The 13,106-nt window shown below is 58.6% G+C and carries 13 protein-coding genes; 9 read left to right on the top strand and 4 right to left on the bottom strand.

What is annotated here, in order from left to right; all coding sequences use genetic code 11:
• Positions 1-14: 14 nt before the first annotated feature.
• The gene (locus tag PMI18_RS21215) at positions 15-686 is read right to left on the bottom strand and encodes a TetR/AcrR family transcriptional regulator (RefSeq protein WP_007897872.1); all 672 of its coding nucleotides are present in this window, start codon (positions 684-686) and stop codon (positions 15-17) included.
• Between the two features lie 146 nt (positions 687-832).
• Between PMI18_RS21215 and PMI18_RS21220 the strand changes: the two genes are divergently transcribed.
• From PMI18_RS21220 to PMI18_RS21240, 5 genes are all read left to right on the top strand, one after another.
• Positions 833-2,263, top strand: coding sequence for a coniferyl aldehyde dehydrogenase (locus PMI18_RS21220; RefSeq protein ID WP_007897871.1), 1,431 nt, complete (start codon positions 833-835; stop codon positions 2,261-2,263).
• Between the two features lie 28 nt (positions 2,264-2,291).
• On the top strand, positions 2,292-2,837 hold the full coding sequence (locus PMI18_RS21225) for a hypothetical protein (protein ID WP_007897861.1): 546 nt from the start codon (positions 2,292-2,294) through the stop codon (positions 2,835-2,837).
• 147 nt (positions 2,838-2,984) lie between these two features.
• Complete coding sequence (locus PMI18_RS21230) at positions 2,985-4,580, top strand: GMC family oxidoreductase (RefSeq protein WP_007897860.1); 1,596 nt, start codon at positions 2,985-2,987, stop codon at positions 4,578-4,580.
• Between the two features lie 115 nt (positions 4,581-4,695).
• Entirely contained in the window at positions 4,696-5,175 is a 480-nt protein-coding gene (coaD, locus tag PMI18_RS21235; protein WP_007897855.1) for a pantetheine-phosphate adenylyltransferase, read from the top strand.
• A 148-nt stretch (positions 5,176-5,323) separates the two neighbouring features.
• The gene (locus tag PMI18_RS21240; protein WP_003195146.1) at positions 5,324-5,575 is read left to right on the top strand and encodes a YfhL family 4Fe-4S dicluster ferredoxin; all 252 of its coding nucleotides are present in this window, start codon (positions 5,324-5,326) and stop codon (positions 5,573-5,575) included.
• A 114-nt stretch (positions 5,576-5,689) separates the two neighbouring features.
• On the opposite strand, the gene PMI18_RS21245 is transcribed toward PMI18_RS21240, so the two are convergent.
• Genes PMI18_RS21245 through PMI18_RS21255 form a run of 3 tightly spaced genes read right to left on the bottom strand, consistent with a single transcriptional unit; the run spans position 5,690 to position 7,723 of the window.
• Positions 5,690-6,013, bottom strand: a complete 324-nt coding sequence (locus tag PMI18_RS21245; protein WP_007897853.1) for a hypothetical protein — start codon at positions 6,011-6,013, stop codon at positions 5,690-5,692.
• Positions 6,014-6,067: 54 nt separating this feature from the next.
• On the bottom strand, positions 6,068-6,880 hold the full coding sequence (gene mutM / locus PMI18_RS21250) for a bifunctional DNA-formamidopyrimidine glycosylase/DNA-(apurinic or apyrimidinic site) lyase (RefSeq protein ID WP_007897851.1): 813 nt from the start codon (positions 6,878-6,880) through the stop codon (positions 6,068-6,070).
• Between the two features lie 30 nt (positions 6,881-6,910).
• On the bottom strand, positions 6,911-7,723 hold the full coding sequence (locus PMI18_RS21255) for an HDOD domain-containing protein (protein ID WP_162131369.1): 813 nt from the start codon (positions 7,721-7,723) through the stop codon (positions 6,911-6,913).
• Positions 7,724-8,108: 385 nt separating this feature from the next.
• On the opposite strand from PMI18_RS21255, the gene PMI18_RS21260 reads away from it, so the two are divergent.
• The 4 genes from PMI18_RS21260 (at position 8,109) to PMI18_RS21275 (ending at position 12,997) form a co-directional block, all read left to right on the top strand.
• Positions 8,109-9,305, top strand: a complete 1,197-nt coding sequence (locus PMI18_RS21260) for a class I SAM-dependent rRNA methyltransferase (RefSeq protein ID WP_007897847.1) — start codon at positions 8,109-8,111, stop codon at positions 9,303-9,305.
• 437 nt (positions 9,306-9,742) lie between these two features.
• Positions 9,743-10,822, top strand: coding sequence for a SagB family peptide dehydrogenase (locus PMI18_RS21265; RefSeq protein WP_007897845.1), 1,080 nt, complete (start codon positions 9,743-9,745; stop codon positions 10,820-10,822).
• On the top strand, positions 10,819-11,796 hold the full coding sequence (locus PMI18_RS21270) for a diiron oxygenase (RefSeq protein WP_007897842.1): 978 nt from the start codon (positions 10,819-10,821) through the stop codon (positions 11,794-11,796). Before PMI18_RS21265 ends, PMI18_RS21270 begins: the two co-directional genes overlap by 4 nt.
• Positions 11,789-12,997, top strand: a complete 1,209-nt coding sequence (locus PMI18_RS21275; RefSeq protein ID WP_007897839.1) for a Bcr/CflA family efflux MFS transporter — start codon at positions 11,789-11,791, stop codon at positions 12,995-12,997. Before PMI18_RS21270 ends, PMI18_RS21275 begins: the two co-directional genes overlap by 8 nt.
• The last annotated feature ends 109 nt before the right edge of the window (positions 12,998-13,106 follow it).

Raw genomic sequence — 13,106 nt, 5'->3', positions numbered from 1 at the left:
GTCTGTCTCGAATCCTACTGCACTTCTTCCAGCGCCTGGGCCAGCGGCACATAAAACTCTTCGAACAGTGCATTCACCGCATCGTGAGCTTGATCGGTGACGAACCCGGCCTCCAGCACCAGCACCTGATACACGCCCCGTTTGATCGCCTGTTCGCTCAAATGGTTGGAGTTTTCGCGCGTAGTGCACAGAAAACGCACCCACGAGGTGAGAATGATCCAGGCATTGAGGGTCAGGGATTCGATCTGAACCTTGTCCATGCACAGAATGCCAGCCTCGACGAAACCCGCGTAGATGTGTGTGCCCTGGATCAGGCAGCGCTGGGAAAAACGCCGGTAACGGGCAGCCAGCTCAGGATCGCTGTCGAGCAAATGCTCGAGGTCGCGATGCAGGAAGCGGTATTGCCACATGGCGGCGAGCAGTTCCTTGAGGTAGAAGCGCTTGTCTTCAACCGTCGCGGCGCGCCCCTGGGGCGGGCGCAGGAAGCTGTCCACCAGGTTTTCGTACTCACTGAACAACACGGCGATGATCGCCTGCTTGTTGGGGAAGTGGTAGTACAGGTTGCCCGGGGAAATCTCCATGTGGGCAGCAATGTGGTTGGTGCTGATACTGCGCTCGCCCTGTTGATTGAACAGCTCCAGGCTGTTCTGCACGATGCGCTCGCTGGTTTTGATCCGAGGGGCCATGGCTTGAGCTTTAATTCAGAGTGCGATGAGGGGCATCTTACGACCTATCCGCGCATGGATAAAACAAAGCTGTACCAGAGCGCCATTTGACTTTCTAGAGCATAGACTCTAGAAAGTCCCTCATTACAATAAATCCGGAGCCGACCATGCCTGCAGACATTGCCTACCTGAAGAACCTGCAGCAGCCTCTGGACGAACTCCAAACCCTGTTCGATGCTCAACGCGCGGCGTATGCCGCCAACCCGATGCCACCCGCAGCTCAGCGCCAGCAATGGCTAAAGGCGTTGAAGGACCTGCTGAGCAATGAGCGCCAGGCCCTGATCAATGCGATCAGCCAGGATTTCAGCCACCGCAGCGCCGATGAAACCCTGCTCGCCGAACTGATGCCCAGCCTGCACGGCATTCACTACGCCAGCCGGCACCTCAAAGACTGGATGAAAACCTCGCGACGCAAAGTCGGCCTCGCCTTTCAACCGGCGTCAGCCAAAGTGGTTTATCAGCCGTTAGGCGTGGTTGGGGTGATCGTGCCGTGGAACTACCCGCTTTACCTGGCCATCGGGCCGTTGGTGGGCGCGTTGTCGGCGGGCAATCGGGTGATGCTCAAACTCAGCGAATCGACCCCTGCCACCGGTTTGCTGCTCAAGGAATTGCTGGGCCGGGTTTTCCCCCAGGACCTGGTCTGCGTGGTGCTGGGTGAGGCCGATATTGGTGTGGCGTTCTCGCGGCTGCGTTTCGATCATTTGCTGTTCACTGGCGCCACCAGCATCGGCAAACACGTGATGCGCGCGGCGGCCGAGAACCTGACCCCGGTGACCCTCGAACTGGGCGGCAAGTCCCCGGCCATCGTTTCCCGCGATGTGCCGCTCAAGGACGCCGCCGAACGCATCGCTTTCGGCAAGACCCTCAACGCCGGGCAAACCTGTGTCGCCCCGGACTACGTGCTGGTACCGGAAGACCGCGTCGGCTCTTTCGTCGAAGCCTATCGCCAGGCGGTTCGCGGGTTTTATCCGACGCTGGCCGACAACCCGGACTACACCGCCATCATCAACGACCGGCAGCTGGCACGGCTCAACGGCTACCTCAGCGACGCCACCAGCAAGGGCGCGCTGCTGATTCCACTGTTCGACCAGGGCCAGGACCGGCGCATGAGTCATAGCCTGCTGCTCAACGTCAGCGACGACATGACGGTGATGCAGGACGAAATCTTCGGCCCGTTGCTGCCAATCGTGCCGTACAAGGATCTTGACGAAGCGTTTGCCTACATCAACCAACGCCCTCGCCCACTGGCGCTGTATTACTTCGGCTACGACAAGCGCGAGCAAAACCGCGTCCTCCACGAAACCCATTCCGGCGGCGTTTGCCTCAATGACACCTTGCTGCACGTTGCTCAGGACGACATGCCGTTCGGCGGCATCGGCGCCTCGGGCATGGGCCACTACCACGGCCGCGAGGGCTTCCTGACCTTCAGCAAGGCCAAAGGCGTGCTGATCAAACAGCGCTTCAATGCGGCGAAACTGATCTATCCGCCCTACGGTAAATCCATTCAGAAACTGATCCAGAAACTGTTTATCCGCTAACGATCATCACCGCCGGGTAATAACAATAATGAGCCCAAGCCTGTCCGATACACCCGCGCTGTCACGGCGCGGCCTGCTTAAATTCAGCCTCGGCGCCAGCGCTTTTCTGGCCACGGCCGGATTAGGCGCGAGCCTCAGCGGCTGCTCGTCGAATACGCCGGCCAGCGGTTTCGCGATTCTGCGCAGCGGCGACCTGCTGTTTCTGCGAGCAGTGATTCCGGTGATGCTCGACGGTGCTGTGACCATCGAAAAAATGCCGGCCGCCGTCGCCGAGACCTTGCACTGCCTGGATAACGGCCTGAATCACCTGTCGCCGGAAATGCTCAAACTGACCCGGCAATTGTTCGATGTATTGGGGATGAGCATTACTCGCGGCCCATTGACCGGAATCTGGGGCAGTTGGGAAAACGCCAGCAGCGAACAGATCCGGCACTTTCTCGACCGTTGGGAAAACAGCTCGTTGAGCCTGCTGCGCATGGGCCACAGCTCGTTGCTGCAAATGGTGATGATGGCGTGGTACAGCCGGGCGGGGTCGTGGGCGCATTGTGGGTATCCCGGGCCGCCCACCGTTTGAAATCGTGGCGACGCCTTCGCGGGCAAGCCTCGCTCCTACAGGGTTTGAGTCGTTCACAAAGGGTGGGCAAACCTGTAGGAGCGAGGCTTGCCCGCGAAGACGTCGGCCGCCTCACCACAGAATCCAAAATAATAAGAGAACCCGAACATGCCCGTACCCGATCCGTTCCGCGAAGGCCTGGCCCGTGGCTGGAAAACCTACAACGGCGCCCGACTGACCGAGGACCTGACCCTCGAAGCGGACGTGGCGATCATCGGCAGCGGTGCCGGCGGCGGGACCACCGCCGAAATCCTCAGCACCGCCGGCTACAAGGTATTGCTGATCGAAGAAGGCCCGCTCAAGACCAGCAGCGACTTCAAGATGCTCGAAGACCAGGCCTACACCAGCCTCTATCAGGAAGGCATCGGGCGCATGAGCAAGGACGGCGCGATCACCATCCTCCAGGGTCGGGCGGTGGGCGGCACCACGCTGATCAACTGGACCTCAAGCTTTCGCACCCCGGACCCGACGCTGGAACACTGGGCCAAAGAGCACGACGTCAAAGGCCACACGCCGGCCGAGATGGCGCCCTGGTTCGAGAAAATGGAACAACGCCTGGGTGTCGCGCCATGGAGAGTGCCGCCCAACGCCAACAACGACGTCATCCGCAAAGGCTGCGAAAAACTCGGCTACGCCTGGCATGTGATTCCGCGCAACGTGCGCGGCTGCTGGAATATCGGCTACTGCGGCATGGGTTGCCCGACCAATGCCAAGCAATCGATGCTGGTCACGACCATTCCGGCGACCCTGGAAAAAGGTGGCGAGCTGCTCTATCTGGCCCGCGCAGAAAAGCTGTCGATCAAAGACGGCAGGGTTACGGGGCTGAAATGTGTGGCGATGGATGAGCGTTGCGTTGCGCCCACCGGACGCACGATTACGGTCAAGGCGCGGCATTACGTACTGGCCGGTGGCGGGATCAACAGCCCGGCGCTGCTGTTGCGCTCAGAGGCGCCGGATCCACATGAGCGGCTGGGTAAACGGACATTCCTGCACCTGGTAAACATGTCCGCCGGGCTGTTTGATGAGGTGATCAACCCGTTCTACGGCGCGCCGCAGTCGATCTATTCCGACCATTTCCAGTGGCAGGATGGCACCACCGGCAAGATGTCTTACAAACTGGAAGTCCCGCCATTGCACCCGGCACTGGCCAGCACCCTGCTGGGCGGCTTCGGCACGGAAAGCGCCCGGCATATGGAAAACCTGCCGCACACCCACGCTATGCTGGCGTTGCTGCGGGATGGTTTTCACCCGGACAGCCCTGGCGGCAGCGTTGAATTGCGCGGTGACGGCACACCGGTGCTCGACTATCAGGTTTCACCCTACGCCTGGGACGGGTTGCGCCGGGCTTTCCACAGCATGGCCGAGATCCAGTTCGCCGGTGGCGCCAACGCAGTGATGCCGATGCACGCCGACGCTCGTTACGTGAAAACCCTCGCTCAAGCGCGCACGCTGATTGATGACCTGAGCCTTGAGTTGTATCGCACACGCCTGGGCAGTGCCCATGTGATGGGCGGTTGTGCCATGGGTGAAGACCCGAAAAACGCCGTGACCGATAGCCTCGGCCAACATCACCAACTCGCCAATCTGTCGATTCATGACGGCTCGCTTTTCCCCACCAGCATTGGGGCAAACCCCCAATTATCGGTCTACGGACTGACGGCACAATTGGCGACTTCGCTGGCTGAACGTTTGAAAAACCCATGAAAACGCGGAATATTCCCATCGTCTATAGTGCTTTCTTACCCAACAGGCGACTTGGCCGACCGGGAAGGCTGCGATACCATCCGACTCCCCAACGGACTCCCGCCAGGACGACGCGATGAACCGAGTGTTGTACCCAGGTACCTTCGACCCTATTACCAAGGGCCATGGCGATCTGGTCGAACGCGCCTCGCGCCTGTTCGATCATGTGATCATCGCCGTCGCCGCCAGCCCGAAAAAAAACCCGCTGTTTCCCCTGGAACAACGTGTGGAGCTGGCCCGCGAGGTCACTAAACATCTGCCGAACGTTGAAGTCGTCGGTTTCTCGACGCTGCTCGCGCACTTCGCCAAAGAGAAGAACGCCAACGTATTCCTGCGTGGTTTGCGCGCGGTATCGGACTTCGAATACGAATTCCAGCTGGCCAACATGAACCGCCAACTGGCGCCGGATGTGGAAAGCCTGTTTCTTACCCCGTCCGAGCGTTATTCGTTCATTTCCTCGACGCTGGTGCGTGAAATAGCGGCCCTGGGCGGCGATATCACCAAGTTCGTCCACCCGGCGGTGGCCGACGCTCTCACCCTGCGCTTTAAAAAGTAGGAGCTGCCGAAGGCTGCGATCTTTTACGGCTACCGCAAGCTTCGATCGCTGCACTTGATCGCGCCCGCGTGCACTGCGGGCGCCAATGCGGCACAATTGTGCGCATTGATTTATTGCGCCCGGGCCTGCCGCCCCGGCTGGAGTTAGCATGTCCCTGATCATCACCGACGATTGCATCAACTGCGACGTCTGCGAACCCGAGTGCCCGAACGCCGCCATCTCCCAGGGCGAAGAGATCTACGTGATCGACCCGAACCTGTGCACACAATGTGTCGGCCACTACGACGAACCGCAGTGCCAGCAGGTCTGCCCGGTGGATTGCATCCCGCTGGACGAGGCTCATCCGGAGACTGAAGAACAGTTGATGGAGAAGTACCGCAAGATTACCGGTAAGGCTTGAGTCATCCGGCGCCTGTCAGGGCGCCTTCGCGGGCAAGCCTCGCTCCTACAGGTCCGCGTCGTCCCACCGATGGCACTCTGTAGGAGCGAGGCTTGCCCGCGAAGCTCTTAGAAGTCACTCCCGCTGCTCAAACCCCTCCCCGATACACCCCAGGCACCGCACAAATGCGGCTTTCGCCGGATCGACCACCAACGCCTGCCCCGCATCGCCAATGCCACCGCCCAGTGCGGTAAACGGCAACGACAGCACAAATGCCCCGGCACCGATAACCGTCGCCGCCACCAACAAAGGTCGAGCAATCAGTAAATCGCCAAGCATGGCGTAGGCCGGTGGGTTCTGGATGGTGTAACGAGGATCGCCGCTGCCGTTCTCAGCCGCCAGCGCGGACGCACCGACGCTCAGCAACAACGCAACGACAAGGGTTCGAAACAGATTCATGGCACGGTCCTTCGGCTAGGCAGTGAGAACACTGACTATAGACCGTAGCCGGTATCAGCTCTGACAGCGCGGACAAAAGACGCTGGCGCGCTGCCCAAGCTTGACTTCCCGCAACCCTGTGCCACAGACCTTGCAGTGTTCACCACCACGGCCGTACACGAACAACTCCTGCTGGAAGTAACCCGGTTGACCATCGCCGCCGATAAAGTCCCGCAACGTGGTGCCCCCGCGCTCGATGGCGAGGGCAAGGATGCGCTTGATCTCGATCGCCAGCTTCAAATAGCGCGCCCGGGAAATGCTCTTGGCTTCGCGGCGCGGGTCGATGCCGGCGGCAAACAGCGCTTCGGTTGCGTAAATGTTGCCGACGCCGACCACTACCGCGTTGTCCATGATGAACGGCTTGACCGCCATGGAACGCCCGCGCGATTGCTGAAACAGCCGATCGCCGTCAAACAGATCGGTCAACGGCTCCGGCCCGAGGCGAATCAGCAGTTCATGGTTGAGCGGGTCGAGGCTCCAGAGCATCGCGCCAAACCGTCGCGGGTCGGTGTAGCGCAGGGCCAGGCCCGATTCCAGTTCAATATCCACATGCTCATGCTTGGCCGCCGGCAGGCCGACTTCCACCAGCCGCAGATTCCCCGACATCCCCAAATGACTGATCAGCGTGCCGACTTCGGCGTTGATCAGCAGGTACTTGGCGCGCCGTTCCACCAGCACGATGCGCTGACCGGACAGCCGCACATCCAGGTCTTCGGGGATCGGCCAGCGCAGACGGCGCTCACGCACGATCACCCGGCTGACGCGCTGGCCCTCCAGGTGCGGTGCAATCCCGCGGCGGGTGGTTTCGACTTCCGGCAGTTCTGGCATGGGGCTCTCGAATCAGGCGAGGTTCGACACTCAACGCGTGGCGAGGTCGCGAATCTCTTGTTTCTGGGTTTCGAAATCGTATTCCGATAGGCCGATGTAATCGAGCACAAGGGGCCCGACACTGTTCCATTCGTGGTCTTCGGACTGGTTGCCCAGTACCCGGAAGGAGGCGCAAATGTGTTCAGCCATCTTCAGGATCGCCAGCAAGTTTTTCAGCGGCGTGTTGCGTGACGATTCATCGCTGAAAATGGCCAGGGCGTTGTGATGGTTGGCAATGGCCTGGGTGACATGTTCCGGCAGGCGCCAGGACTTGGCGGTGTAATACCCGACCACGGCGTGGTTGGTATTGTATTTTTTGTTCTCGGTATCCACCACGCGGCATTCGGCGCTGGCATTGCCATAGGCCTGTTCCAGCACTTTCATGTAGTCGGGGAATTTCTTGAGCATCAACGGGATGCCGCAATCGTGGAACAGGCCCAGCGCATAGGCTTCATCACCGGCCTGGACACCGACACGCTTGGCCAGGGTCAGGCACGTCATCGCCACGTCCTGCGCCGTGTCCCAGAAACGGTTGAGGGTGACGATCGCGTCGTCGTTCAGTTCGCCCTTGATCGACTGCGCATTGATCAGGTTGATGATCGAACGGCTGCCCAACAGGTTCACTGCCCGCTGGATCGCGGTGATCTTGTTACTCAAGCCGTAGTACGGCGAGTTGACGATTTTCAGCAAGGCGCCGGACAGGCCAGGGTCCTGGGAGATCAGCTTCGCGATCACTTCCAGGTCCGGATCGGGCATGTATTGCTCCATCTGCAGATCCACCATGATCTGCGGCTGGGCCGGCACGCTGATGCCTTGCAGGGACTGTTGAATCTGTGCGGTCGTCAACTCTTGGGACATAAGTACACACTCCGGGTCAGGCGGGGATTCTAACCCTTAAGAAGATGGATCTGACACCTTTGGCCGGCACATCGCTTGAAGTTTCATCAGCAAATGCTCAGGCCCTCTCCCGGGTACAAAGCAACCTCCTGTGGCGAGGGAGCTTGCTCCCGTCCGGCTGCGAAGCAGTCGCAAATCCAGCGAATGCGGTTTGCCCGAGTGCACTGCAACTACCGCTTATGGGACGGCTTCGCCATCCAGCGGGAGCAAGCTCCCTCGCCACATGTCCACTCGCCGGCCTATCCGGGATCTCAACACGCTATACTCCCGCTCTTTTTTCCGGAGCGACGTCATGTCCCTGCCTAGCCTGCGCCTCAAAGCCAACGCCGACCGTCGCCTGCGAAACGGCCACTTGTGGGTCTACAGCAACGAAATCGATGTAGCCGCTACGCCTTTGCACGGTTTCAAGGCCGGCGACCAGGCGATCCTCGAAGCCGCCAGCGGCAAGCCGCTGGGCATCGTTGCCATGAGCCCGAACAACCTGATCTGCGCCCGCCTGCTGTCGCGTGACATCAAGTTGCCGCTGGACAAGTCGCTGCTGGTGCATCGCCTGAACGTTGCTTTGTCCCTGCGTGATCGCCTGTTCGACAAGCCGTTCTATCGCCTGGTCTACGGCGACTCCGACCTGCTGCCAGGCCTGGTGGTCGACCGTTTCGGCGACATCCTGGTCGTCCAGATCGCCTCGGCGACCATGGAAGCTCACAAAGATGACGTGATCGCGGCACTGACCCAAGTGCTCAAGCCAAGCGGCATTCTGTTCAAGAACGACTCCGCTGCCCGTGATGCCGAAGGCCTCAACCGCTACGTCGAAACCGTATTCGGCCTGGTGCCGGAATGGGTCGCGCTGGAAGAGAACGGCGTGAAATTCGAAGCGCCAGTCATCCAGGGACAGAAAACCGGCTGGTTCTACGACCACCGCATGAACCGCGCACGCCTGGCACCTTATGCCAAAGGCAAACGTGTACTGGACTTGTACAGCTACATCGGCGGCTGGGGCGTTCAAGCGGCTGCCTTCGGCGCCAGTGAAGTGTTCTGCGTCGATGCTTCGGCCTTCGCCCTCGACGGCGTCGAGCGCAATGCCGCACTGAACGGCGTCGCCGAAAAAATGACCTGCATCGAAGGCGACGTGTTCGAAGCCCTGAAGGAACTGAAAGCCAGCGAAGAGCGTTTCGACGTCATCGTGGCCGACCCTCCTGCCTTCATCAAACGCAAGAAAGACATGAAAAACGGTGAAGGCGCCTACCGTCGCCTGAATGAGCAAGCCATGCGCCTGCTTAGCAAGGACGGCATCCTGGTCAGCGCTTCGTGCTCGATGCACCTGCCGGAAGACGATCTGCAGAACATCCTGCTGACCAGCGCCCGTCACCTGGACCGCAACATCCAGATGCTGGAACGCGGCGGTCAGGGCCCGGATCACCCGGTACACCCAGCGATTGCCGAGACTCGCTACATCAAGAGCATCACCTGCCGTCTGCTGCCAAACAGCTGAGTACGCTGGTTTGACGGGGAGCCAACAGGCTCTCCGTCAGCCGTTTTAACGCCACACGATCCACTCTTCAGCCTCTGCTTCTTACTCTTGCGGTCCTACTGACTTGCAGGACGTTTCCCTGCATCTTTTATTTAAAAGAATATAACTTACAAACTTGCGCCTACCGCCAGATCGCTCCGACAAAATTACTAGAATATTCCTACTTAATATCCACTTGATAAGAACTCATTACCGCCTATGATTAAGTTGTCACCGCGAAGTGACACTCACTATCAATGACAAGGAGTCAAAAACATGAAAGCAATTACTCTGGAAACAAACAAAATCGCTAACCTGGCTTTTCTGGTTGCGCCAAAAACCCGCTAAGTAAATGAAACGCTGGGGAGTGCCGGCTACCCAGCGTTTTCTATAGTTATGTCCAGAGCGAACCGTCCATCATGCAGATAAATCCATACCTGTTCATACTTCCCCGTACGCCCGGACAAATAGTCTGGGATTACAAAAACCACAAACAATTTGAACTTAATCTGGAATATTCAACCCGGCTTACACAACTTATCCACAATCCCGAACTGTATAACGACAACAACAGAATAGACACTCAACTTCTGAACTCCGGAATACTGACCACCTCAATACAAGACCCTATTGAATGGGGTTGGGATGAACTGTCTAAAATATTCCATATCGGCACCAAGAACATTCCCTGCGAACATGTTCCTCGGAATATTCATGAATGGTCGAGATACTATCTGGATCATTGCACCGAAGTACTGGGCGCACCCGCGCCGGACGCCAGGCTCACAGAACGCCAGGCATGCGAGCTGATCGCCCTGCCAAAACCTTCCTGCCTGCAGGAGGCCTCCCTTGCCAACGTCCTGACCGGCCGAAAAACCTGCCGCACCTTCACAGATGAAGCGGTCTCGCTGGAAGCTGTCGGCACACTGCTTTACCTGTCCCTGGGCTACTTGCATGAGCGCGAAAATGACGTCGACGAAACCATTGTCGAAGGTCTCGGTGCCCGACGCAGCAGCCCGTCCGGCGGCGGTCTGAATGCCTGCGAAGGCTTTCTTCATGTACAAAACGTCAGCGGCCTGAAACCCGGGCTCTACGCCTACCATCCCACTAACCACGCACTGAGCTTCATCAACCCGGCACCTGACTCGCCTCTGGGGCAGTTGCTGTGTGGGCAACATTTCATCAATAACCTGCCCGTGGGCCTGTTCATTACCGCTCGCTTCGACAAGTTGTGGTGGAAATATGAACACTCACGAGCCTACCGAATGGCCTTCGTGGAGGCGGGGCATATTTCCCAGACCTTTCAGCTGGTGGCCACTGCACTGGGGTTGAACACGTGGCTGACCGGAGCACTGACGGACGATCAGGTCGAAACATTGCTGGGGCTCGAGAACAACGCAGAACAACCCTTGTTTTTTGTTGGCTGTGGCCACAGCGACGGACAAGTGATGTGCAAGGAATTGAAGGCTCTGCTGAGCAGTCGGGAGCCGCAACAATGACCGCCCCCATCATTGCGCCGGTAGACCACCCCCTTTCCTGGGCGCTGCGTTTCACCCTCGGCGACTGGAATACCCGCGCGTCGGTGCGAACCAGCGAACATGACTATCTATTACCGCCAGACCTGGAGCAGCAACTGGTAACACGTCACTGGTTTCCCCCAGGCTTGCTGGCTTACCTGAATCACCCGGCTATCAAAGCGCTGGGGGAAACCGTCATCCATCGGCTGTCGGCCAATCATCTGGTGCACTTCCTCGACTACACCACCGTGCTCGAACACCGCATCGTCAACCGTTCCGTGGAGACCATCATCCACGGTGAATTGAAGGTCAACATTCCCCCACGGATGAAGACCGCTGCGCTTCAGCTTTATACCGACGAGGGTTATCACGCCCTGTTCTCCAATAGCCTTGCCGAGCAGATTGCCGGGGTCTACGGGATCAACCTGCGCCCAGTCATGCCGCAGCGCATCACGCGATTGAGCACCCTGCTCGAGCGCGCACCTGACCAACACCGGGCGCTGGCCTGGTTTCTCGTCGGGTTTGTGTCGGAGACGATCATTGCCAGGGAATTGCTCGACGTCTGCCGTGACGACCTGGTGTCCAGCGTCCAGGCAATGCTCAGGGATCATCTCGCGGACGAGGCGCGTCACAGTCGCTATTTCTCTGAAGTGTTCCATTACCTGTGGCTGACGCTGAACAGCCGCCAACGCATATTCGCCGCCAGGCTGCTGCTGGACAGCATCCGGATTTTCTTCGAGGCCGATGAGCGATGGCTGCGGGAAAGCCTGCACAGCGCGGGTATCGGCGAGACCGCCGTCACGGAAATTCTCGGCGAACTGACCAGCCCCCAAACCACCCTTCAGCGTGCGCGATCCGGTGCCGGGGCGACGCTTCAGGCTTTGAAAAAGGCCGGTTTTTTCGATCTGCCTTACAACCAGCAACTGTTCATCAAGGCAGGACTTGTCGATGGGTGAAGGAAACGATGTACCCCGCGTCGAAAAACATCGGGCCATGGTCATTCTTTTGATGACTATGACGCTGCTCGGCGTCTTCCCCCTCGATGTGGTACTCCCGTCCTTTCCCGATCTTTCTGACTACTTTCAGACTTCGCCGTCCGAGATTGCCCTGTCCGTCAGCGTGTTCGCCATTGGTCTGGCGTTGTCCGTGGTGCTGGTCGGACCGTTGTCAGACTTGTGGGGGCGCAAGAAGCTGTTGTTGGCAGGTATCGCAATCGCGGCGGTCGGTGCGACGGGTTGCCTGGTTTCCAGCGAGTACAACTGGTTTTTGTTCTTTCGCGTGATCCAGGCGATTGGTTGCGGATCCTTCGTGTTGTCACAGGCACTGGTTCAGGATTTGTTCATCGCCAAGGAGCAGGAGCAAATCAGAATCTGGATGATAACGGGTGGCGGGGTGTTCATTTCGATTTCGCCCCTGCTGGGGACCTGGTTGCAGTTGCAGCTAGGCTGGCAGGGCAGCTTTTATGTGTTTATCACGCTGGCTGTTATTGTCTGGCTTAAAGCCTACTTTCTGCTCAAGGAAAACCCCCACCGTCATACAGCGTCGCACGGACGATTGTTCAGTGCCTATTGGCGAGTGTGCTCGGATCTGAGCTTCATGGGTTACTGGCTAATTTCAGCCTTGGCCTTTGCCTGCCATTTTTCATTCATTGTCATTTCACCAATCATTTTCATGGAGCGTCTGGCACTTTCGCCATACGAATTTTCCTGGGCGTTATTGCTGTATGGCGTCGCCTATGTGTTTGGCGGGATGGTCGCCAGCGCTCTGCATCGACACCTGCAGGCCAATACGCAGATAGTCATCGGTCTGGGTCTGATCGCTCTGTCAGGGTTGGTCATGCTGTGGTTGGCGGATCAGTTCGGGCTCTCCGCGGTGGCGGTACTGATACCCATGTTGATTTGTACAGCAGGCACCACCATTGCCAGACCTATCGCCAACTCCAAAGCCATGAGTCTCTACCCGCAGAGTGCCGGAACGTCCACCTCGGTCGGCGGCGTGTTGATTTTCATGTGTGGTGGAGTGATCAGCGTGGTGATCAATCTCGCTTCCGAGGATCTAACCACGGCGCTCGCCTTGTGTTTCTTGACCTTGAGTGCTACGGGTCTTGGCTTGAATGTACTGATCACACGGCGACATCTGGCGCTGAAGGTGGGTTGATACCCGCCGATCGTCACCCCACACGCTCCATCAGCGCTGGTTCAACACTTTCCGGCATTCCCTCCTGACGCCAGCGGTGTAGAATCGCGAGATTCATCGCCAGTCATCC

It is taken from the genome of Pseudomonas sp. GM102, assembly GCF_000282555.1.
Taxonomy (GTDB): Bacteria; Pseudomonadota; Gammaproteobacteria; order Pseudomonadales; family Pseudomonadaceae; genus Aquipseudomonas.
The sequence above is the reverse complement of the archived record's forward strand: the minus strand, read 5'-3'. Positions and strand labels throughout refer to the sequence as shown.

Coding starts and splice junctions, on each gene's coding strand:
- PMI18_RS21215 (WP_007897872.1), bottom strand. CDS start 686: ATGGCCCCTCGGATCAAAACCAGCGAGCGCATCGTGCAGAACAGCCTG.
- PMI18_RS21220 (WP_007897871.1), top strand. CDS start 833: ATGCCTGCAGACATTGCCTACCTGAAGAACCTGCAGCAGCCTCTGGAC.
- PMI18_RS21225 (WP_007897861.1), top strand. CDS start 2,292: ATGAGCCCAAGCCTGTCCGATACACCCGCGCTGTCACGGCGCGGCCTG.
- PMI18_RS21230 (WP_007897860.1), top strand. CDS start 2,985: ATGCCCGTACCCGATCCGTTCCGCGAAGGCCTGGCCCGTGGCTGGAAA.
- coaD (WP_007897855.1), top strand. CDS start 4,696: ATGAACCGAGTGTTGTACCCAGGTACCTTCGACCCTATTACCAAGGGC.
- PMI18_RS21240 (WP_003195146.1), top strand. CDS start 5,324: ATGTCCCTGATCATCACCGACGATTGCATCAACTGCGACGTCTGCGAA.
- PMI18_RS21245 (WP_007897853.1), bottom strand. CDS start 6,013: ATGAATCTGTTTCGAACCCTTGTCGTTGCGTTGTTGCTGAGCGTCGGT.
- mutM (WP_007897851.1), bottom strand. CDS start 6,880: ATGCCAGAACTGCCGGAAGTCGAAACCACCCGCCGCGGGATTGCACCG.
- PMI18_RS21260 (WP_007897847.1), top strand. CDS start 8,109: ATGTCCCTGCCTAGCCTGCGCCTCAAAGCCAACGCCGACCGTCGCCTG.
- PMI18_RS21265 (WP_007897845.1), top strand. CDS start 9,743: ATGCAGATAAATCCATACCTGTTCATACTTCCCCGTACGCCCGGACAA.
- PMI18_RS21270 (WP_007897842.1), top strand. CDS start 10,819: ATGACCGCCCCCATCATTGCGCCGGTAGACCACCCCCTTTCCTGGGCG.
- PMI18_RS21275 (WP_007897839.1), top strand. CDS start 11,789: ATGGGTGAAGGAAACGATGTACCCCGCGTCGAAAAACATCGGGCCATG.